General features: G+C 57.5%; 13 protein-coding genes. 9 read left to right on the plus strand and 4 right to left on the minus strand.

Annotated features, from left to right (window positions below):
• Window positions 1-7 precede the first annotated feature (7 nt).
• Window positions 8-2,527, minus strand: coding sequence for an outer membrane beta-barrel family protein (locus FNT36_RS05720; RefSeq protein WP_144845221.1), 2,520 nt, complete (start codon window positions 2,525-2,527; stop codon window positions 8-10).
• A 427-nt stretch (window positions 2,528-2,954) separates the two neighbouring features.
• On the opposite strand from FNT36_RS05720, the gene FNT36_RS05725 reads away from it, so the two are divergent.
• Window positions 2,955-4,085 carry a PA14 domain-containing protein gene (locus tag FNT36_RS05725; RefSeq protein ID WP_144845223.1) on the plus strand — a complete coding sequence of 377 codons (1,131 nt, stop codon included), beginning with the start codon at window positions 2,955-2,957 and terminating at the stop codon, window positions 4,083-4,085.
• 318 nt (window positions 4,086-4,403) lie between these two features.
• On the opposite strand, the gene FNT36_RS05730 is transcribed toward FNT36_RS05725, so the two are convergent.
• Both FNT36_RS05730 and FNT36_RS05735 read right to left on the minus strand, forming a co-directional pair.
• Window positions 4,404-5,759, minus strand: a complete 1,356-nt coding sequence (locus tag FNT36_RS05730; protein ID WP_144845224.1) for a sensor histidine kinase — start codon at window positions 5,757-5,759, stop codon at window positions 4,404-4,406.
• The gene (locus FNT36_RS05735; protein ID WP_144845226.1) at window positions 5,749-7,128 is read right to left on the minus strand and encodes a sigma-54-dependent transcriptional regulator; all 1,380 of its coding nucleotides are present in this window, start codon (window positions 7,126-7,128) and stop codon (window positions 5,749-5,751) included. The genes FNT36_RS05730 and FNT36_RS05735 overlap by 11 nt, the downstream gene beginning before the upstream one ends.
• A gap of 302 nt (window positions 7,129-7,430) precedes the next feature.
• On the opposite strand from FNT36_RS05735, the gene FNT36_RS05740 reads away from it, so the two are divergent.
• From FNT36_RS05740 to FNT36_RS05760, 5 genes are all read left to right on the plus strand, one after another.
• Window positions 7,431-8,690 carry an efflux RND transporter periplasmic adaptor subunit gene (locus tag FNT36_RS05740; RefSeq protein ID WP_144845228.1) on the plus strand — a complete coding sequence of 420 codons (1,260 nt, stop codon included), beginning with the start codon at window positions 7,431-7,433 and terminating at the stop codon, window positions 8,688-8,690.
• A gap of 33 nt (window positions 8,691-8,723) precedes the next feature.
• Window positions 8,724-9,407 carry an ABC transporter ATP-binding protein gene (locus tag FNT36_RS05745; RefSeq protein WP_144845230.1) on the plus strand — a complete coding sequence of 228 codons (684 nt, stop codon included), beginning with the start codon at window positions 8,724-8,726 and terminating at the stop codon, window positions 9,405-9,407.
• 21 nt (window positions 9,408-9,428) lie between these two features.
• The gene (locus FNT36_RS05750) at window positions 9,429-11,789 is read left to right on the plus strand and encodes an FtsX-like permease family protein (protein WP_144845232.1); all 2,361 of its coding nucleotides are present in this window, start codon (window positions 9,429-9,431) and stop codon (window positions 11,787-11,789) included.
• A 2,041-nt stretch (window positions 11,790-13,830) separates the two neighbouring features.
• Window positions 13,831-14,445: a recombination mediator RecR gene (gene recR / locus FNT36_RS05755; RefSeq protein ID WP_144845234.1), complete on the plus strand. Its 615-nt coding sequence runs from the start codon at window positions 13,831-13,833 to the stop codon at window positions 14,443-14,445.
• 126 nt (window positions 14,446-14,571) lie between these two features.
• Window positions 14,572-16,533, plus strand: coding sequence for a glycosyltransferase (locus FNT36_RS05760; RefSeq protein ID WP_144845236.1), 1,962 nt, complete (start codon window positions 14,572-14,574; stop codon window positions 16,531-16,533).
• Between the two features lie 148 nt (window positions 16,534-16,681).
• On the opposite strand, the gene FNT36_RS05765 is transcribed toward FNT36_RS05760, so the two are convergent.
• A complete protein-coding gene (locus FNT36_RS05765) occupies window positions 16,682-17,116 on the minus strand; it encodes an STAS/SEC14 domain-containing protein (protein WP_144845238.1) in 435 nt (144 codons plus the stop codon).
• A 282-nt stretch (window positions 17,117-17,398) separates the two neighbouring features.
• Here FNT36_RS05765 and FNT36_RS05770 point away from each other — a divergent pair, with 282 nt between their 5' ends.
• From FNT36_RS05770 to FNT36_RS05780, 3 genes are all read left to right on the plus strand, one after another.
• Entirely contained in the window at window positions 17,399-18,637 is a 1,239-nt protein-coding gene (locus tag FNT36_RS05770; RefSeq protein WP_144845240.1) for a pyridoxal phosphate-dependent aminotransferase, read from the plus strand.
• Window positions 18,638-18,753: 116 nt separating this feature from the next.
• Window positions 18,754-19,290: a hypothetical protein gene (locus FNT36_RS05775; RefSeq protein ID WP_144845242.1), complete on the plus strand. Its 537-nt coding sequence runs from the start codon at window positions 18,754-18,756 to the stop codon at window positions 19,288-19,290.
• Between the two features lie 93 nt (window positions 19,291-19,383).
• Window positions 19,384-21,294, plus strand: a complete 1,911-nt coding sequence (locus FNT36_RS05780; protein ID WP_144845244.1) for an ABC-F family ATP-binding cassette domain-containing protein — start codon at window positions 19,384-19,386, stop codon at window positions 21,292-21,294.
• The last annotated feature ends 85 nt before the right edge of the window (window positions 21,295-21,379 follow it).

The raw sequence follows: 21,379 nt of genomic DNA on the forward strand, positions 1-21,379 counted from the left end.
TTACGCGTTAGCCCCCGCTGCTTTGGCCCCCGCCGCCCTTGATGTCGTCATTGCGGATACTCTTGCGCTGGCGCGTGGCCTGCTGCTGCCCGAAGCGGTAGGTGAAGCCCACCCGAAACTGACGCTGTTGGTTGGTGAAGCGGCTGTTCTGCGAAAAGGCGGGAGTAGTAGTCGCGTATGCAAACGTGCGACGCGCCGTGAAGGGGTACTGGGCATTAAACGACAAGTCGGCGCGGCCCTTAAGCAGTGTTTGGCGCAAACCTAGTCCGTAGTAGATAAAGCCACTGCTGCGCCCTTGCAGCACTGGCCGCGCTAGGCTGTGGTAGAGGTTACCTTGCAGCGTTAGTGTCTTGGTCGCCTTGTAGGAGGTGTTGACGTTGTAGTTGCCTGCGAAGCCGCGCCGCGTCAAATCCAGGGCGGTACTGCGCAACATTAGATACTCTAGGTTGCCGCCTAGGCTGAGGCTCCATTTCTCGGTCGGCTTGGCTGACATGTAGCCGTTGAGCTGGAAGGCGGTATTGCTGGCCACGTTGGCGCTGGTTTCCAGCACTAGGTTAGGGGCAGGCACAATTTCGTCGGGCACGGGTAGCAGCGGCTGAGTGCTGGCAAAGCTTACCCGCTCAATGGAGTTGCCGGTGCGCAGCACCGACAGGGCTATGTTGAAGGACGTCGTTTTGATGAAGTTGTTGTAGCTCAGCTCGACCGAGTGCGTCAGTTCGGGGTCCAAGTCAGGGTTGCCGTAAGAGTAGTTGATAGGATTGCTGCGGTCGACGTAGGGGTTCAGGTAGTAGATGTAGGGTCGGCTGATGCGGCGGCTGTAGGCTAGGCGTAGGCTACTGGTTTTGCTCAGCGTGTAGCTCAGGTTGGCGTTGGGCAGTGGTGTCACGTAGCTGCGGTAGGGAATACCAGTGTTGGTATTGGCAAACTCGGCCCAGAGGCCTGTGCGCTCCACGCGTCCGCCCAGGCCTAGGTGCAGCTTTTCCGTTGCGTTGAAGTTGTAGGTGGCATATACCCCCTCTACATCCTGGCGGTAGTCAAAGGAAGTGCCGCGGTAGCGGGAGGGGACAAAATCGGCGGTCTGGGCCGGAAACAGCGTGTCGACCTGCGCCTGTGAGCCCGTTAGGCGCACGATGCCCTTAACGCCAAACTCCAACGTTTTCTTCTCACCTAGGGGCAAGGTGTAGTCGCTTTGCAGGGTATACTCGTGGCCCGGTAGGCGCGTGAGGCTGCGTTCGCGGTAGCTGGCTAGGCCCACGTCGAGCGGCTGCTCGGAATTATTAAACTGGTTGAATTCGTATCCATTGCGATTGCCGTTGTAGGCATACTGCAATATTGTGCTCCACTCGCGCCGCTCCTGCTTGTAGGTGCGGGTGTAGGTGCCCGTCACTTCGGCGTTGCCCCCATTATAGGTTGAGCGCGTGTCGCGCAAAAACAGGGGGCCGAAGCCCGGTAGCGGCGTGGTGTAGCGGTTCACGTTGCCGGACTGGCCGGTGCCGCCGTAGCTAAAAAACGAGCCGTTGAGCGACAAGCTATGGTGCTCGGCGGGGTCGTAGTCGAGCCCCAGCGAACCCGAGCCGTAGTAGCCGGTGCTGCGACCAGAACCGTCTTGGCGCAATGTATCGTTGCGGGTGCTGCGGTAGGTCACTTGTTCGCTGCTCGACGAGCTACGGTTGTTGTAGTTCAATCCGCCATTGAGCGAGGAGGTGAAATTAAACTTGCCCTGGCGGAAGTTGAGCGAGCCGTTGCCGTTGCTACCACGGGTGCCCGCACTGGCTCCTACCGTGCCGTTGAGCCCCTGTTTAGCCCCCTTCTTGAGCACGATGTTAATAATGCCGGCCGTACCCTCTCCATCGTACTTGGCCGGCGGGGTAGTAATGACCTCCACTGATTTAATCTGGTCGGCTGGAATACTCTTGAGGGCTTCTTTCAGGTTGGCAGCCAGAGTGGGCGAAGGCTTATTATTAATCAACACCTTGAAGTTGCTGTTGCCGCGCATCGTCACGTTGTCGTCGCCATCGATAGCCAGCAAGGGAGCTTTACGCAGTACGTCCTGGGCCGTGCCGCCAGCGTTTGTTACGTCCTGCTCGGCGTTGTAGACGAGGCGGTCGGGCTTCACCTCCATGAGCGGCTTTTGAGCCACCACTACCGCTTCGCCCAGTTTTTGGGCTGTGGTAGGCAGCCGGATAGGCCCAAGCACCAGCCGGCCATCAGTTATCGTGACGGCCTGCGTCCGTACGCCGTAGCCGACGAAGCTGACGCGCAGGCGATACGTGCCGGCCTTTAGCTTAGTGAGCTCGAAGCGCCCCTGCTCGTCCGCCGACTGTCCTGCGGCGGCTTTCTCGGCAGGAGCCGGCAGTAGGAGCACGACCGAGGCGAACGGGACCGGCTGCTGGGTGAGTGAATCGAGCACTAGGCCCGTGAGCGAGCCGCTCCCCGAACTAAGCCCTGGCGCTTGGGCGGCTGCCCGCTGGCCAAGCAGCAGCAAAAACAACAAGGACCACAGCCCACAAACACCAACGTGCTTCATGAAAAGAGAAAGGAAATAGAATTAAATTATTTATAGTCAATATGTTAATTCTATATCCCGTTACTTATTGGCAAAGCTAGCTACTGGCGCAGCAATAACTAAGTGTTTAGATAAATATTGTATTATTTACATGGCATATAGCAGTGTAGCGCCGCTCAGAAATTGATAGTCCTAGTTTGCGTAAGTTGCTGCTAGCTTCCCTCACTGAAAGACTATCCTCGCGGGTGTGTCCTGGAAGGCTTGGTGCAGCGTGCGTTGTGCGTCCGGCTTGATAGTTGACGCTAACGCGTTGCAGGGCAATAGCAAAGGCATCTCACATCGGTACTTGCTTCACCTGTACCTAATTCGGTAGCAATAGTCTCCTCCCCCACACCACCTAAAGCTTCTGAGCGCGCAACCTATTTCCACTAAAAGCGCTCCTACCTATATGGCTCGATATAGATGGTACATAGGGTGGCTCGTACTATTGCTGCCCATCGGGGCGCTTGCGCAGGTGCCCGTGGGCAATGGGCTACAAGGCACCTATTATGCGGGTCATGACTTTGAGTACCAGTTGCTGACGCGCCGGGACGCGACGCTCAACTTTGACTGGCACGAACACCGGCCGGTGGCTGGGGTTGAAGCCGAACAGTTTTCTGTGCGCTGGACGGGCTGGCTAGTACCACCCATCACGGGCCGTTATGTGCTGCATCTCAGTATTGATGATGGCATTCGCTTGTGGGTCAACGGGCGCTTGCTGCTCGATGATTGGCGCGACCAGGGACTCAATTATTATCAAGTAGCCGTTGACTTGCACGCCGGGCAGGCCTACCCTGTGCGCCTGGACTATTGCCAGGCAACTGCCGCCACTCGCGTGCGCCTGGCGTGGGAACTGCCCCCTGTGCCAACTGCCCGAAGCAAGGGATACATCCCGCGTAAGGCGGCAGCGGACAACGTAGAAGCGGTTGTCATTCCCACCCGCTATTTATTTAGCTATGCCCCCACCCTGCCACCGGTTCCGCTGCTAGCTGAGGCGGTAGCTCCTAGTTCTTCACCAGTTGCCCAGCCGGCCGCCCCCACTAGCGTCCTGCTGGGCCGCTCAAGTGCTGGCCCCCTGGCAAAACCCCGGCCGCGCAGCTACTTACCTTTGCTGGAACGGGCCCCGCTCGCGTCCCCTAGGCCTACGCCGGTTGATTCGACGCGGACTTTGGCGATAGCCGCGCGCTTAGCAGCGGGTCATAAGGTGACGCTACCGGCACTCTACTTTGCGCAGGGCCAAGCTGATTTACTGCCAACCGTGCAGGCGAGTCTGGACACCCTGGCGCAGGTGCTAGGGAGCCATCCGACTTTGCGCTTGGAAGTGCAAGGCCACACCGATAACCAGGGCGACCCAGCCATCAATCAGCGACTTTCCCGGCAGCGCGCCGCGGCGGTGTGCACCTACTTAACGGCTCACGGTGTCGCCGCGAGCCGCTTGCGTGCGGTCGGGTATGGGGGCTCGCGCCCGGTGGCGGATAACACCCAGCCGAACCAGCGGCCCCGTAATCGACGCGTCGTCTTGCAGCCACTCGAGCGGTAGTAGCCTATGTTGAGCCATCTTTTTAGCACAGACATGACCCCTGCTAAGTGCTAGAAATACATTCTCTGTGAATTCTCCCCAGTCCCGCGAGATAATTTCTGAACCCGTAGCTTACAAAAGAGCGGTAGCAATCCATTTATCGTCTGTCCGCTGGCAATTGCCGTCAGAAACATTTCTGGTAAGGAGTCCGATAACGCACGTTATGAGGAGTAGCACGATGATTGACAACCACCTGATTTCATGATGTTTATTAAAAAACCATTTAATAAACGTTATAAGTTCGACTATCTCTCTTTGGGTCGGCTACCATTACAACCCTTATGAAGCAGCCGGACCAGGAAACCACAATTGAAATGCACTACCCGCCCCCTCCACAGAATGAACCTGAATGCTGCCCTGGTGCAACTGCATAATCTGCTTGGCTAGGCTCAATCCAATACCGGAGCCGTTGAGGCGGGTGGTGAAAAAAGGAATAAAGATGCTGTCTAACATATCAGCGGCAATACCAGTCCCGTTGTCTTTCACCTCAATAACCACTCGTTCCTGTTCATCGAGCCAGGCCAGCAGGTTAATGCGAGGATTGGGGTTTTGGGTGACTGCTTGCGACGCATTGAGCACCAGATTGATGAGCACTTGCTCCAGCAGGTGGCCGTCGGCGTGTAAGGTGAGGTGGGCGGGCCGGACGCTGAGGGTGACCTCAACGCCTTGCGCAGCCAGTTGTTCCGCTAGGAGTTGCCGGGTGGTCTGCAGTAATTCCTGCACGTAGAGGGTAGTGCGCTGTGGCGAGGCCAGGGTGCTAAAGTCTCGGTATACCTGAGCGAAGCGCAGCAGCCCTTCGCTACGCTGCTGGATGATGCGAATGCCGGTGCCCACGTCGTCCAGCAACTCGCTGGGAACCTCCTGCTGCCAGGCACTCTGTACGTGGCGGCCCAACGAATCCGCCAGTGAAGCAATAGGGGCGACTGAGTTCATGATTTCGTGCGTCATCACCCGTAGCAGTTGCTGCCAGGCAGCCGTTTCGGTATCCGCCAGGGCCTGACTCACGTTCTTGAAGGCCAAGAGGGTAAACGCTTCGCCTCGTAGCTTAAACTGGGTAGCCGACACGAGCAACTGCACCGTATGGGGACCCACTGTCAGCTTTACTACCGTGGGGTGGCCGGGTACCGCTCGGCAGATGGCTTCGTACAGGACTGGCTGCCGGGATTGCAGCGCCTGGATGTTTTTCAGGTACGGCAGATGCAGCGTCTGTTTAAATGCCTCGTTCACCCAGGCCACGGTGCCCGCCGCGTCGTAGGACACGATGCCGGTATCGAGCAGCGCTAGGATGGTTTGCAGATACTGAAACTGCCCTTCCTGCTCGGCCCGCAGCTCTCGAAATGTGGCGTTGACCTGGTTGAAGGCCTCGTGCAAAGGCCGCAGCGCCACCGGAACGGACTGGGCCGGGTAGTGCCGCGAGAAGTCGCGGTACTTAAGGGCCAGGGTGAAGTCGGCCAAGGCCTGTTGGTCGCGCGTCAGGTAACGGGCCAGTTCTAAGACTAGGATTAGCAACAGTACTAGTGCCGCTATGGCTAGCCCGTAGGCGTGGTGCAGCGCAGCGTATCCACCCCCGCCTAACACGGCCACCAACAGTACCAAACGCCCCAGCAGGCGCACATCCAGGCTATTAAATATCATGCTTGTCGAGCCGACGGTAGAGAGCGGTGCGAGTGAGGCCTAGCTCCTTGGCCGCTTTGGTGAGGTTACCCTGGTGGCGCTCAATGGCCTGCTGGATGGTGTTTTTTTCTACTTCCAGCAGTGGCAGCGGCTGCTCAGCTACTGTCGCAGCTGGCGCTGTCGCTATGGAAGCAGTGACTGATTCGAGGTTCCGAAACGAAAAATCGGCCGGCAGTAGCACGGGGCCAGTTCCTAGGATAACGGCCCGCTCCACAGCGTGTTGCAACTCTCGCACATTCCCGGGCCAGGTGTGTTCGCGGAGCTTACGCAGGGCAGCGGCACTGAATTCTGGCACGGATTGCCGGTTGCGAACAGCATATACTTGCGCGAAATGCTGGGCCAGTAGCTGCACGTCGTCGCCCCGTTCGCGCAGGGGCGGCAGCGTGATTTCGACTGTGTTGAGGCGGTACATCAAGTCCTGGCGGAAAGCACCGCGGGCTACTAGGGCGTGCAACGGGGCATTAGTAGCCGACAACAGGCGGATATCTACTGGTATGGGGGTATTGCTCCCTACGGGCACCACTTGGCGGTTTTGCAGGGCCGTGAGCAGCTTGGCTTGCTGCAGCAGGCCAATGTTACCAATCTCATCCAGAAACAAGGTTCCGCCGGTGGCCCCCTCAAACCGGCCCACGCGGCTGGCCTGTGCATCCGTGAACGCGCCCTTGGTGTGGCCGAACAACTCACTTTCAAACAACCCCTCGCTAAGCGCGGCTACGTCGGCGGCCACAAAGGGCCGGGCAGCGCGACGCGACTGCTCGTGCAGGGACTTGGCGACTAATTCTTTGCCGGTACCATTCTCACCGAGCAGCAGCACGTTGGCTTCAGTCGGGGCAACCTTTTCAATGATAGCGCGCACTTCCTGCATGGCAGCCGACTCGCCCAGTAAAGCAGTAGTTACGGCTGGCTCAGGTGGCTTTTTCGGGCTACCCCCACTTTTGCTGCCGGGTTTAGGTTGGAGGGCGGCCAGCGTTTGCAGCAGCTGCTCATTGTGCCAGGGCTTGAGCAGGAAATCGGTGGCGCCGGCTTTGAGGGCACGCACCGCCGTGCGTACGTCGCCGTAGGCCGTCATCAGAATAACGGCGGTGGTGGGGTCGTACTCCCGGATGCGGCCCAGCCAGTAGAACCCTTCGTTGCCCGTCGCCTGGCCGCTGCGGTAATTCATGTCGAGCAGCACGGCGTCGAAGTGCTGCTGGCGAAGCAGGGAGAGCAGCAGCTCCGGGTTTTTCTCCGTTACCACTTCCCGCACCTCGGTTTTGAGCAGCAACTTGAGGGCGAACAGCACATCGGGCTCATCGTCCACCACCAGGATGCGGGCATGCTTAAGAATCATGAAAAAAGAATGGGTAGAACGTAAAAGTCGGGGTTCTCTGGTCCCCGTACCAACCCAGGCCACATAAACCGTGCAGGCTTCTGAAAATACTGGATTTGACCCGGCTAAGCCGTTTGCTGCTCGCCAAACGCTTTGAACTGTATCAGAACCGAACGGTCAAGTGTATCAAAACCGGACGCTTGGTGGCAGCTGGCAAACAAGGTTTAAATACACACTTTTGATTGTCAATTATTTATGAGTAAGGCATTGTTCTTGGCATTTCCGGTCAATAGCTTTTGCGACTAGTGCCTGCGCCGAATCGAATGGATGTCCTGATACCTAAGAATAAGTGGTCGTTTGTTACCCGCTGGTGGTGGCTAGGGGCCCTGCTGCTGGCGGGCATGGCCGCGGCCAGGCTCTACTGGCCGCGGCCGGGCCAGCGGCTGCACGTCGCGGCCAGCCGGCTGACCATCAGTTCTGTCACCCGGGGCAACTTCCAAGAATTCACGGCCATCGACGGGGTCGTGCAGCCGCTGCACACCGTGTACCTGGACGCGGCCGAGGCAGGCACGGTGCAGCAAGTACTAGTGGAAGAAGGCACGACCTTAACGGCGGGCCAGCCCCTGCTCCGGCTGGCTAACCCCGACTTGCAGCTGGAAATGGTGAACCGCGAAACGGCCGTGTACGACCTGATGAACAACCTGCGCAACACCCGCAACCAACTGCTGCAAAACCGCATTCTGCGCCAAAACCAGCTGGCCGACATCGACTTCCAATTGGCCGAGGCCCGTCGGGTGTTTGACACCAACCAAGTGCTCTACGACCAGAAGGTGATTGCGCGGCAGGATTACCTGCAAAGCCAGAACGCCTACCGCTACCAGCGACGCCGGCGGCAACTCACGCAGCAGACCCTGCGCCAGGATTCGGTGGCCATGCAACAGCAGCTGGGCACCATGCAGGAGTCGGTGCAGCGCATGACCAGTAACCTGGCCCTGATGCGGCGCAAGATGGACGACCTGCTGCTGCGGGCCCCGGTGGGCGGGCGGCTCAGCTCGCTGGCCGCGGAAGTGGGCGAGGCCAAAACGCGGGGCCAGCGCCTGGGGCAGATTGATGCGCTGGCGGGCGTGAAACTGCACGCCGCGGTGGACGAGTTTTACATTGCCCGCATCGCGACTGGTCAGGTGGGCGAAGTAGTTGTGGATGGCCAGGCGTATGCTTTGCGCGTGACCAAAATCTTCGCGCAAGTGGCCAAAGGCGTACAAATCGACTTGGCCTTTACCGGTGCCCTACCACCGGGCCTACGGCGGGGCCAGACCCTACCCATTCGGCTGGCGCTGAGCGCAAAGGCCCCAGCGGTGCTGCTGCCCAAAGGGGGCTTTTACCAGCAAACTGTGGGCAACTGGGCGTTCAAGCTAGCGGCCGACGGCACCCGGGCCGAGCGGGTAGCCATCCGGCTGGGCCGGCAGAACCCCGACTACTACGAGGTGCTGGCCGGCCTGCAACCCGGCGACCAGGTCGTGACCTCCAGCTACGAAGGCTACGCCGACCAGCAGGAGCTGGTACTGGACAATGACCGCCCCTAGGTAACTAAAATTGACCATCAAAGCATGAACCTCATGATTAAGACCGACAACCTGGAGAAGGTGTACCGCACCGAGGAGGTGCAAACCAAGGCGCTCAACCACGTCTCGCTGACGGTGGAGCAGGGGGAGTTTGTGGCCATCATGGGTCCCTCAGGTTGCGGCAAATCAACGCTGCTCAACCTGCTGGGCCTGCTCGATGAGCCCGACGGCGGCAGCCTGCAACTGCTGGGCACCGAAACCAGCCGCTACTCCGAGCGGCAGCGGGCCGAGCTGCGCAAACGCAGCCTGGGCTTCGTGTTCCAGAGCTTCAACCTGATTGACGAGCTGACGGTGTTCGAGAACGTGGAATTGCCCCTGCGCTACCTCGGCGTGGGGGCAGCTGAGCGGCGGCAGCGAGTGGAACAAGTGTTGGAGAAAATGCAGCTGCTGCACCGGCGCAACCACTTTCCGCTGCAACTCTCGGGTGGGCAGCAGCAGCGCGTGGCTGTGGCCCGCGCCGTGGTGAACGCCCCGCCGCTGCTGCTGGCCGACGAGCCCACCGGCAACCTCGACTCGGCCAGCGGCCACGACGTGCTGGGCCTGCTGACGGAATTGAACGAGGCGGGCACCACCGTGCTCATGGTCACGCACTCTGAGCACGACGCCCGGTACGCCCGGCGCGTCATCCGCTTGCTCGACGGGCAGGTAGTGCTGGAAAACAGCCGCAGCCAATTCTAACCGATTCCTCCTCCTTCGGCCATGCTTCCCTACCCCCTGCTGCTCCTCTACCGCAACTTTAAGCGGTTCAAAAGCACGTTCTTCATCAACCTGATTGGCCTCTCGACTGGCCTGGCCTGCGCGCTGCTCATTTACCTCTGGATAAGCGACGAGCGCAGCTTCGACCGCTACCACGCCCTGGACGGCCGGCTCTACCAAGTGATGGAAAACCGCCGCACCGCCGCCGGCATCGAGACCCAAGGCGGTACCATGCCGCTGTTGGCCGAGGCCCTGCGGCGGGAAATGCCGGAGATTGAATTAGTGGCCACCACCACGCCGGTCCCGTTTTTCCCCCCTTTCACGCTGGCGGCGGGCGGCCGGCAGCTCACCGCCGTCCCCAAATACGCGGACCCAGCCTTCTTCCAGCTGTTTTCCTACCCCCTGCTGGTGGGCACCCCCGCCACGGTGCTGCAAGATAAACATGCTATGGTGCTTTCCGAAGCTCTGGCTACCAAGCTCTTTGGGTCGGCGCAGCGCAGTCTGGGCAAAGCTGTGAAATGGCAAATGGCCGCCGATAGCATGCAGACCAGCCTGGTGGCCGGGGTGTTTGCCGGGGTGCCGCGCAACTCGTCCGAGCAGTTTGACTTTGTGCTGCCGTTTGCCTCTTTCAAGGACCGGATGCAGATGAGCGAGACCATCAAGTGGGACGACGACGGCCCCTTTACCACCTACTTAGCCTTGAAGGAGGGGGCCGACCCCGCGCAGTTTCAAGCCAAGTTGGCGGGGTTGTTGAAAACCAAAAGCGCGCAGGCCCAGGCTCAGGGGCGCACGCTGTTCATGCGGCCGTTCGCGGCGGGGTACCTGCACGGCACCTACGAAAACGGCGTCGCCACCGGAGGGCGCATTGTCTACGTGCGGCTGTTTGCCCTGATTGCCGGGCTCATTCTGGTGATTGCCAGCATCAATTTCATGAACCTGTTCACCGCCAAGGCCTCGCGGCGGGTAAAGGAAGTGGGCATTCGCAAGGCCCTGGGGGCAAGCCGCGCCGCGCTGGTGGGGCAGTACCTGACCGAGTCCGTGGTGATGGCCTTACTGGCCTTGGTCGTGGCCGTGGGGCTGGTGCAGCTCGTGCTCCCGCAGTTCAGCGAGCTGACGGGCAAGCCGCTAGCCTTGCGGTGGGAGCCGCAAGTAGTGGCAGCCGGCCTGGCCTTGGCGCTGGGTACGGGGCTGCTGGCGGGCAGCTACCCCGCATTCTACCTGTCGGGTTTCCAGCCGGCGGCCGTGCTGAAAGGCAAGCTGCCAACCAAAGCCGGCGACGTGTGGACGCGCCAGGGCTTGGTAGTGCTGCAATTCACGCTTTCGGTGCTGTTCATCGTAGCCGTGGTAGTGGTCAACGCGCAGCTAGCGTTCGTGCAGCGCCAACCGCTGGGCTACGACAAGGCGCACGTGCTCCGCTTTGATACGGGCGGCAAGGCGGCGCGCCAGCAGACGGCGTTTCTGGCCGAGGTGAAGAAATTGGCCGGCGTCGTGCAGGCGTCTACCGTCTTGGGCGGCTTCCTGGGGGGGCGCCACGTGGAGGAGATGAGCTGGCGGGGGAAGCGCTTGCCAGTGGGGACGATGCTGGTCAACTACGACCTGTTGGAAACGATGGGCATGCACCTGGTAGCCGGCCGCAGCTTTGCGCCGCAGTTCCGCGCCGATAGCGCCGCCATTATCGTCAACCAGTCCCTGGTGGCTGGCCTGGGCATGCCGGACCCCGTGGGCCAGCAATTCGACGGGCGCCGCATCGTGGGCGTGGTCCGCGACTTCCATTACGAGTCACTGCACGAAAAAATCAAACCCCTGCTCCTCCAACTCGACCCCTCGATAAATACGGTGCTAGTGAAGCTCCAGCCGGGCGCGGAGCAGGCCACGATTGCGCGGCTTCAGCAACTGTACGCCGCCTACAACCCCGGCTTTACGCTCGACTACACATTTCTGGACGCCGACTACCAGGCCCAGTACGTGGCCGAGCGGCGGGTGGCGGTGCTCGCCCGCTACTTTGCTGGGCTAGCCATTCTCATTTCCGCCCTAGGCCTGCTGGGGCTGGCGGCCTTCACCGCCGAGCGGCGGCGCAAGGAAATCGGTATCCGCAAGACCCTAGGCGCGAGTGAGCTGGGCATCGTGTGGCTGTTGACCGGCAGCCTGACCTGGCTGGTTGTTGTGGCTATCGTCTTGGCGCTGCCCCTGAGCTACCTGCTGATGCAGCGGTGGCTGGAAGGCTTTGCCTACCGCGTGGCGTGGCAGTGGTGGTACTTCGCCGCAGCCGGCCTAGGGGCCCTGCTCATTGCCTGGCTCACCGTGAGCGTGCAGGCCTGGCGAGCCGCCCGCCGCAACCCCGTGCTGAGCCTGCGGGCAGAGTGATAGGGAACAAATAGGCTGTCTGCTCTGAACTATTTAACGCCAATGTGTTACTCTCGTAAATTAGGAAATATTGTTCAACAATGCTGCCTATCAGTATTCTCTATTTATACTACTCGCTGCCTCAAAAGCACCACACTAGACCCAGTGGTTATATAACCTACTTAAACCATAATTTTCTAAATCATACTCTAAATCACTGATTATATAATTGAACAAAAGAGAGAACAGCTGCTAGCTCAGCATTGACAGCCATCCTCCTTTTGTTCAAATTTTAATTTTTTTGCATTTTAATAACAATTATTTATACTGTTTGAGGCCGATTAGAATAAACTCTTGTAAGGATAGATGTCGCAAATTAATTTTAACTACTTCCCATCAATGCCTCGCATATAGTTTGGGTACCTTAGTTACGCCGCTTAGATGCAATTTCGGGATGGCTACATGCCAATGAACTCGCAACTTTTCATTGGCATGTCCCTGTCATAGCTAGCCGTGTCCAAATATGACCCTTCCATACAGCAAATCGCTATTTTCTATAGTATTATACAATCCCGGTACTCGGCAGCGCTAGGGCCGCTGAGGCCTGTAGTCAGGAAGTGCTCATAGGAAGTAAGGAGAACGGGTGGAGTAGTCACCAGCCGCGCCAGCGTAAAGGGCGAAATTGTCAGCCCCACGAGCAACCCAATGGCCACCTGATGCGGAGTGGCTAGCGCAGCCCGGTTGCTCATCAACTCGCCGTCCCTGATAGCCTCCTACCTCTACTCTGTCAGTAAACACCTGCTCGACTGTCTAAGTTTGCTGTGGGTGTTGGTTACGAAGCACCTACCAGTGCTAGCTTGACAGCTCCGCTTCTTTGGTTGGGGCTGTTGCTCATTGCCGATTTCGTTTGCGCAGGACTATTAAGGCCAGGAGCACGACACGCAGCAAGGCAATACCCGAATAACATTGTGAATTGTAAGCACCTTGATTTTCTGCTTGAGAAGCAAGTGGCACTCTTAGTTCAACAGTAGCTCGGCTTCCAGCTTTTGGAATTGAACTGGGAGATTATCTCTTGACTGCTACTTCCAATAGGTGATGGCGACCGGTGCTGTGAGAAATTTCTGCGCAAAGACTTGGCGCATTTTGCTGTCCTTGTCCTAGTCGAAAAATGTTCTAGCGAAGAATTCTACTTTGAAGGCTTTGGCATATTTCTCCTGACCCTACTTTGGACAGCCTACTTAGGCCCACTGTACGCAGGTAACTGATGTAGGCCTTAGTGTGGGGCATAGAGCGAAAAGATACTGATACAGAGATTTTTCTTTAGCTCTTCTTCACATAATGATTGCCACTTGCAGATGTTAGCAAGGACGCCAACTATGCTTTGGGCATCGTTATAGTCCCACACGAATTTGGTAATAAAGAAGGGACTAGGCGCAGTTTACGTCAGACTCGACTATCGGCTCCTTGTTGAAGAGCAGAAAGGGATGCAGAAGGCTGAGCAACGCCGTTACCGAGCTGAAGTCCTAGCCCGTGACTTCGCGGTGCTTGAAGCAAAACCCTAAGCTATGATGCGGTCGATAAGGTAGAACCAGAGTAGATAAACCTTTTTGTTGACGATTCAATTGCGAAACTTGGCCTATCTTTTCTGGTTACCAGCTCCTTCTGGCCAATGGATTTATCCTTCAGCTTCACGACGTCCCTTTCGAGTTGGCCTATCAACTCCTCATAATTGAACCTGAAATTAGCACAGTGAGCTCCAACTTATGGGTTTCAAGTCGTTTAATAGTATCCTAGAACTGGGAACGTACTAAGTCGATTTTCTTGTTTTCAACGGCTGAGCCTTTTATCCTAATTTTGACGAGCCCGGCGTCTTTCAGAGTGGTACGTGAACCGGACCATAACAGCCATCTTCGCCTTATCAAAACCTCGCAATACGTAGTTGAGCTTTGTTATATAGTTGCATTAAATGCAGATTACAAGAGCCGCTGCTACTAATGTAACACGTCACAACTTCTTCTCAAAAGGTGCCTCATTATACCAAAAAGGCACTTTTATTCACCATATGGATTTTCCTTCCAAATTGATTGAAAACGCGGTAGTGGAGCTGTCGCGCCTGCCCGGTATTGGCAAAAAAACGGCCCTACGCCTGGCTTTGCATTTGCTCAAGGCCGAAACCGACACCACGGCCAACCTAGCCGAGGCGCTGGCCAAGATGCGCTTCGACATCACGTACTGCGGCACCTGCCACTCCATTTCCGACAGTGCCGAGTGCAGCATTTGCGCCAACCAGCTGCGCGACCACAGCACCGTGTGCGTAGTGGCCGACGTGCGCGACGTGATTGCCATTGAAAACACTGGCCAGTACCAGGGCGTGTACCACGTGCTAGGGGGCGTTATTTCGCCCATCGAGGGCGTGGGACCGTCCGACCTGCACATCGATTCGCTAGTGACCCGCACCACCGCCGAGGGCTCCGAAGTCCGCGAGATTATCCTGGCTATTTCGCCCACCATGGAGGGCGACACCACGGCCTTCTACCTGTCGCGCCGCCTGCGCGAAGTCGAGCACTTGAACATCAGCACCATCGCCCGCGGCATTCCGATGGGTGGCGAGCTAGAGTACGCCGACGAGATTACCCTAGGTCGCAGCATCGTGGAGCGCCAGCGCCAAGCGCGCTAGATGCACCTACGAGGCCAGCATCTGAAGCCACCAAGCAGGCCCGCCCAGTCGGCGGGTTTTGCTCGGTGGCTTCTTCGCGTTTGTCCCTTGCGCAGGCAAGTCTGGGCCTAACTTCGCCGCCCCGTGGTGAAGCTCTCCATTATTATTGTTAATTACAATGTTTGCTACTTTCTGGAGCAGGCGTTGCTGTCGGTGCGCAAAGCGGCGGAGCGCCTAGGGCAACCTGTTGAGGTCTTTGTAGTTGACAATAACTCGGCCGACAACTCGGTGGCAATGGTGCGCACCCGTTTCCCAGAAGTCATTCTGCTGGAGAACCACGATAACCCGGGCTTTTCGAAGGCTAACAACCAAGCTCTGCGTCAGGCCACAGGCCAATATCAGCTACTGCTTAATCCTGACACGCTGGTAGAAGAAGATGTCTTCCGGCGGTGCTGCGCATTCATGGACGAGCACCCGCACTGTGGGGGCCTAGGCGTGCAGATGCTTGATGGCCAAGGTAAGTTTTTGCCCGAAAGCAAGCGCGGGCTGCCCACCCCTAGGGTGGCGTTTTACAAGATTTTTGGGCTAGCCTGGCTGTTTCCGCGCTCGCGCACGTTTGGGCGCTATCACCTTGGCTTTCTCGACCCCAGCCAGCCACATAAAGTAGCAGTGCTCAGTGGGGCTTACATGCTGCTGCGCAAGGTCGCTCTCGACCAGGTAGGCCTGCTCGATGAGGACTATTTCATGTACGGCGAGGACATTGACCTCTCGTATCGCCTTACGCAGGGCGGCTGGCAAAACTGGTATTTTCCCGCCGCTCGCATCATTCATTATAAGGGCGAAAGCACTAAGCGCACGAGCGTCAACTACGTGTTCGTGTTTTACCGGGCCATGGCCATCTTTGCCCAAAAGCATTTCGCGCCGGGCCGGGCTGGGCTGTTTACCAAGCTGATAAACCTAGCCATTTGGCTGCGAGCCAGTGCGGCCGTGAGCCAGCGCCTCGCCACGCGCGCCGCCCCCGTGCTGCTCGATGCAGCCCTGCTCTACGCAGGTATGGCGGCCCTGAAAGTGTATTGGGAAGCTACTTTCAAATACGAGCCCACTCCTTTCCCGCCGCAGTACATGTTAGTGGCCGTGCCAGCTTACTTAGTGGTGTGGCTGGCGGCGACTTGGCTCAGCGGGGGCTACGACCGCAGCATGCGGGCCAGCCGCGTAGTGCGCGGCATTTTGGTGGGCACAGTGCTCATTTCGGCAGCGTCTAATTTTCTAGATAGCTGGCGCTTTTCGAAGGCGCTAATTCTCCTAGGTGGTGCCTGGGCGGTGGTGGCGCTGGTGGGCCGGCGGCTGCTCTGGCACTGGCTGCGCCACGGCCACCTGCGCCTCAGCGAGCCGCGCACCAAGATGCTCGCCACTGTGGGGTCGGCCACGGAAAGCCAGCGCGTGCGGTTGCTGTTAACTGCTGCCCGGGTACCTGCTAGCGTAGTAGGCTACATTGCCCCAGTAGGCGCTGGCCCGGCTGTACCCACCCGCGACTACCTGGGCGAGCTGAGTCAACTGCCTGCATTAGTGCGCCTGTATGACCTCGACGAGTTAGTTTTTTGTGGCAAAGACCTTTCTACGAGCCAGATTATCGACCTGATGCTGGGCCTGCCCACTCGCCCTGAGGTAGCCTACAAGATTTTGCCCGCCGACAGCCAGTACATCATCGGCAGCAGCCGCAAAAACGCACCTGGCGACTACTACACCTCGGCCCCAGCGCTGCGGCTCTACCAGCCGGCACAGCGCCGCAGCAAGCGACGGCTCGACCTTGTAGCCAGCCTTGTACTGCTAGTGGCAGCCCCCTTACTACTGTGCGTGCAGCGGCGCCCCGCGGGACTGCTGCCCCACATTTGGCAGGTGCTGGTGGGGCAGCGCAGTTGGGTGGGGTTGCGCTACACTCCTGGCGCAATGGGGCAGGCCATTCTTTCGCCTGCCGACACTGCCTATGCCCCAGCCACGCTATCGGCAGCAGCGCGCCAGCGCCTCGAGTTTCTTTATGCCAAGAACTATGAGCCCGAAACTGACCTGCGAGTGCTCTGGCGCGGTTGGCGCCAGTTGGGCGGAGTATAGCCAGTTTGCTAAGTGCTGCAAAACAGCATGAAATCCATCTCCTGTTTTACCTTCAATCATACTAGCCCTAGGCTAGCTTTACAATGAGATATTACCCTATTAGATAAGCACTTAAACAATATTTTATTTATAGCCTCTAAGGCTATTCTTAGCCAATCGACCGCTTTTTACTTTGTTGTTGAGCCTCCCGCAGCCACTCTTGAGCGGCCTCCACATTATCAAACATGTGCATCTGAAGTTGCCCATGCAGGCCAATGGCCATCGACTGGGCTGAGCTAGCGGCCAGTGCCTCAGGGCTTACTACGTTGGCGAAGTGCGTTAGGCCTTGCGCTATGGCGCGGGGCGCCCAGTTGCTCACTACCCACTCCACGGCGTGGTCCCAGGGTCCAATTACACGGCGATTATCGTTGAGTAGGTAGGCACAGTGATTTTCTTGCAAAGGCTGTAGGCAAGCGTCGGCGCCGGCCAAGATGCCGATGTATGTTTGGTACCCTATCCACTCATTGCAGACCCAGCGGTTGGCTGCATCATAAGTAATACGGAGGTATACGTTGCCGAAGCCATTAATAAGGTCAGTGGACATGCGTTAGAATACGAGGCGGAATAACAAGAAGGTAGTCATAGCTACTTGTCGTTTACGGTAGGGAGTGGTATGCGGATGTAGCCCCCCGACCTAGAGAACAAGTTTCCATAAGTAAAGAATGCCCCTATGACCTTCTTTTTAGAAGGCACTCTGACTGCTTACCGAGCACTTTGGCACCAGCCACCTCAAAAAATACAGTTAAAATGCACGAACTGGGTGGAGTAGTGCAAAGAGGACTATACTTTTGCGATTCGCCCGTTTCATAGTTATCCTCCTCAACCTATGTCACCTAGTTCCTCACCAGCTTCGGTTACGGCCGACCCTACTGCGTATCTCTCCGACCGCATCCTGAATATGCAGGAGTCGGCCACTATTGCAATGGCTAAGAAAAGCCGCGAGCTGGCCGCTAAGGGTATTGATGTTATTAACCTGAGCTTTGGCGAGCCTGATTTTCAGACGCCGCAGTACATCAAGGACGCTGCCAAGCAGGCGCTCGACGAAGGCTATACCTTTTATACGCCCGTGCCCGGCTACCTCGACCTGCGCCAGGCCATCTGCGATAAATTTCAACGCGATAACAACTTAACCTATAAGCCCACCGAGATTGTGGTGAGCACCGGCGCCAAGCAATCGCTCACCAACGCGGTGCTGGCCCTCATCAACCCCGGCGACGAGGTTATCATCTTTTCGCCCTACTGGGTAAGCTACGCGGCCATCGTGGAGCTGGCCGAGGGCGTGGCCGTGCCCATCATGGGCAGCCTCGAAAACGACTACAAAGTGACGGCGGCCGAATTTGCCGCGGCCATCACGCCCCGCACCAAAATGGTGATGTATTCGTCTCCCTGCAATCCTACGGGCGCCGTATTCAGCCGCGAAGAGCTTGGGGCCATTGCCGACGTACTGGCGCAGCACCCGGGCATTTTTGCGCTGGCCGACGAGATTTACGAGTATATCAACTTCACCGGTGAGCACGTAAGCCTGGCGCAGTTTGACAAGGTTAAAGACCAGGTTATCACCGTCAATGGCTTCTCGAAAGGCTACGCCATGACGGGCTGGCGCCTAGGCTACATGGCAGCCCGCCAAGAGATTGCAGCCGCTTGCGACAAGCTCCAGGGGCAGGTTACGTCGGGCACTTGCTCTATTGCGCAGCGCGCCGGCCTGGCTGCCCTACAAGGCGGCCGCGCTTCGGCCGACGAGATGGTGACTGCCTACCACCGCCGCCGCGACCTCGTGCTAAGCCTTGCTAAGGATATTCCAGGCATGGTGACACCCACGCCTGAGGGCGCTTTTTACGTGTTCCCCAACGTATCGGCTTTCTTCGGCCGCACTACGCCCGAGGGCACCGTCATCAACGACTCGGGCGACCTAGCGCTGTACCTGCTCAACGACGCGCACGTGTCGTCGGTGGGTGGCGACTCGTTTGGCGCGCCCGACTGCATGCGCTTCAGCACCGCCGCTGCCGATGAGAAACTGGCCGAGGCCTTCAAGCGCATCAAGGCGAGCTTGGCGAAGTTGAAGTAGTCGATAATCAGGCAGATAGCCAAAACGTTCGGGCTTACCATTAAAATATCTCCAGAGACATTTTAATGGTAAGCCCGAACGTTTTGGCTATCTGCCCTATAGCTATTTTTAAGCTCATGAAAAAACCTTCTATGATAGGTTGGCTAATAGCAGTATTCTTTTGCTTTAGTGTATACGCCTTCCAGCTTCCTTCCTGGGTTCGTGTTCCTCTTAAACTTCCCGGAGCCAGTGATGATAATGCGTCGATACTTATACCTTCTCACATAATAAAAGCAGATAGTTCTTCGGCTAGCACGCAACTCATTGCTAGAGATTCTACTGGTATCTACTGGGTCATGAATTGGAATATAATGACTGGTGATGGCTTACACGACAGCCACCGGAAGCGCATGTATGAGGACGCTATAAAGAACTTGACTAATGGCACTACTAGAACGCTATACAGCCGTGCAGAAATATTGATAGCCGCGTATCGGGGTATTGAATTCGTACTCAAAGAAGATGCTAGTGGCGGCCAAACTTCTTTTATCTATGGTCGCTGCGTAATAAGTGAGCACACAGGCTATCTACTCTATTTTGCTCCGGCAGATAAGGGCGGACACAAGGGCCTAGGAGGCAAAACGTTTTTTGACTCTTTTACCTTACGACATTGATAGCTTAACCTAAGTAACACGCTTGAGAGCAAAAGCCTAATTAGACTACACCTCAAAATACGCGCCGCTGTCGGCCGTACCTTTGCGGTACTTATGAATTTGCTATCCGCCGAGAACGTCTCGAAGAATTACGCCGACCGCTGGCTATTTAAAGACCTCAATTTTGGCCTGCAACAGGGGCAGCGCATTGCGTTTGTGGGCATCAATGGCACCGGCAAAACGACCCTGATGAAGGTGCTCGCCGGCCTCGAAGCGCCTGATACTGGCCTGGTGACGCGTCGCCAGGGCATTCGGGTCACCTACCTAGGGCAGCAGCCGGTATTTGATGAAAGCCTGACGGTGGAGGAAACCATCTTCGCCAGCCAGAACGACACGCTGCGCGCCGTGAAGGACTACGAACACGTCGTCAATGACCCCAACCACGACCCCGAAGATTTGCAGCGCGTGATGGAGCGCATGGACGCTCTCAATGCCTGGGACTATGAGTCGCAGGTGCAGCAGATTTTGGGCAAGCTCGGCATCCTAGGAGAGCTGCTGTCGCGCAATGTGAGCAAGCTCTCGGGCGGGCAGCGCAAGCGCGTGGCCCTGGCTCGGGTGCTCATCGAAGAGCCTGATGTACTGCTGCTTGACGAGCCTACCAACCACTTGGACTTGGCTACCATTGAGTGGCTCGAAAACCGCCTGAACTCGCCCAGCCTCACACTGCTGATGGTGACCCACGACCGGTACTTCCTGGACAAAGTGGCCAACGAAATCGTGGAGCTCGACAAAGGCCAGATGTATCGCTACCAGGGCAACTACGCCTACTTTGTAGAGAAGAAAGCTGACCGCGAAATGCGCGAAGCCACTGAAGTCGAGAAGGCGCGCCAGCTTTTCAAAAAAGAGCTCGAATGGATGCGCCGTATGCCCCAGGCCCGCGGCACCAAGCAGAAGGCCCGCATAGATGCCTTCTACGTGACCAAAGAAAAAGCCAGCACCAACCTCAACAAACAGCAACTGGAATTGAGCGTGAAAACCACCCGCCAGGGTGGCAAAATCATCGAAGCCGAGCACTTGAACAAGCGCTTTGGGGACAAGGTGGTGCTCGACAATTTCAGCTACGTCTTCAAGAAAAAGGACCGCATCGGGCTGGTAGGCCCCAATGGCGCGGGCAAGTCTACCTTGCTCAATATGCTGACTGGCAAGCTAAAGCCCGACAGCGGCAATGTAGATGTGGGCCAGACTACGGTGTTTGGCTACTACACCCAGACCGAGCTAGAGTTTGACCCCAGCCAGCGCGTGATTGACATCGTGAAAGAGGTGGCCGAAGTGGTAGAGCTCGCCAACGGCGACGTGCTGACGGCTAGCCAGTTCTTGACCTTGTTCCTGTTCCCGCCGGCCCAGCAGTATACGCTGGTGAGCAAGCTCAGCGGCGGCGAAAAGCGGCGCCTACAGCTACTACGCGTGCTGGTGAAGAACCCCAACTTCCTCATCCTTGACGAGCCGACTAACGACTTAGACCTTGGCACGCTCAACATTTTGGAGGACTTTCTGCTGCACTTCTCGGGCTGCCTACTCATCGTGAGCCACGACCGGTACTTCCTCGACAACCTAGCCGAGCACCTGTTTGTGCTAGAGCCGGGTGGGGCCGTACTCAACTTCCCCGGCAACTACACCGACTACCGCGACTACCTCGCCGAGCGCGAAACCGAGGCTGCCCTAGAAGCTGAGGAAAAAGCTGCCAAAGCCGCTCGCGCCGCCGCCAAGGTGGCTCCCGCCGCTCCTACCCCGGCGCCCGCCGCCCCGGCCAAGCGCCGCGCCTCGTTTGCGGAGAAAAAGGAGTTTGAGCAATTGGAGAAGGACATTGCGGCGCTCGAAGCCGAGAAAGAGCAACTAGTAGCCAACCTCGCCACCGGCCAAGGCTCGCGCCAGGACCTCATAGCCTGGCCTGCTCGCCTGCAAGCTGTAGACAAGGACCTAGACGCTAAGGGCGAACGCTGGCTAGAACTCAGCGACTACATGTAGAAAGCTACGTCTTGGCACGAATAATGTCGTGATAATCAAACAGAAACAAGCTACCAATAGGCTTGTTTCTGTTCGATTATTAGTT

The organism is Hymenobacter setariae (assembly GCF_007713685.1).
GTDB lineage: Bacteria > Bacteroidota > Bacteroidia > Cytophagales > Hymenobacteraceae > Hymenobacter > Hymenobacter setariae.

What these genes read in the sequence shown, in the direction of transcription:
- FNT36_RS05765 (WP_144845238.1), bottom strand. Translation starts at nt 17,116, where the DNA reads ATGTCCACTGACCTTATTAATGGCTTCGGCAACGTATACCTCCGTATT.
- recR (WP_144845234.1), top strand. Translation starts at nt 13,831, where the DNA reads ATGGATTTTCCTTCCAAATTGATTGAAAACGCGGTAGTGGAGCTGTCG.
- FNT36_RS05725 (WP_144845223.1), top strand. Translation starts at nt 2,955, where the DNA reads ATGGCTCGATATAGATGGTACATAGGGTGGCTCGTACTATTGCTGCCC.
- FNT36_RS05740 (WP_144845228.1), top strand. Translation starts at nt 7,431, where the DNA reads ATGGATGTCCTGATACCTAAGAATAAGTGGTCGTTTGTTACCCGCTGG.
- FNT36_RS05775 (WP_144845242.1), top strand. Translation starts at nt 18,754, where the DNA reads ATGAAAAAACCTTCTATGATAGGTTGGCTAATAGCAGTATTCTTTTGC.
- FNT36_RS05770 (WP_144845240.1), top strand. Translation starts at nt 17,399, where the DNA reads ATGTCACCTAGTTCCTCACCAGCTTCGGTTACGGCCGACCCTACTGCG.
- FNT36_RS05735 (WP_144845226.1), bottom strand. Translation starts at nt 7,128, where the DNA reads ATGATTCTTAAGCATGCCCGCATCCTGGTGGTGGACGATGAGCCCGAT.
- FNT36_RS05780 (WP_144845244.1), top strand. Translation starts at nt 19,384, where the DNA reads ATGAATTTGCTATCCGCCGAGAACGTCTCGAAGAATTACGCCGACCGC.
- FNT36_RS05745 (WP_144845230.1), top strand. Translation starts at nt 8,724, where the DNA reads ATGATTAAGACCGACAACCTGGAGAAGGTGTACCGCACCGAGGAGGTG.
- FNT36_RS05730 (WP_144845224.1), bottom strand. Translation starts at nt 5,759, where the DNA reads ATGATATTTAATAGCCTGGATGTGCGCCTGCTGGGGCGTTTGGTACTG.
- FNT36_RS05750 (WP_144845232.1), top strand. Translation starts at nt 9,429, where the DNA reads ATGCTTCCCTACCCCCTGCTGCTCCTCTACCGCAACTTTAAGCGGTTC.
- FNT36_RS05720 (WP_144845221.1), bottom strand. Translation starts at nt 2,527, where the DNA reads ATGAAGCACGTTGGTGTTTGTGGGCTGTGGTCCTTGTTGTTTTTGCTG.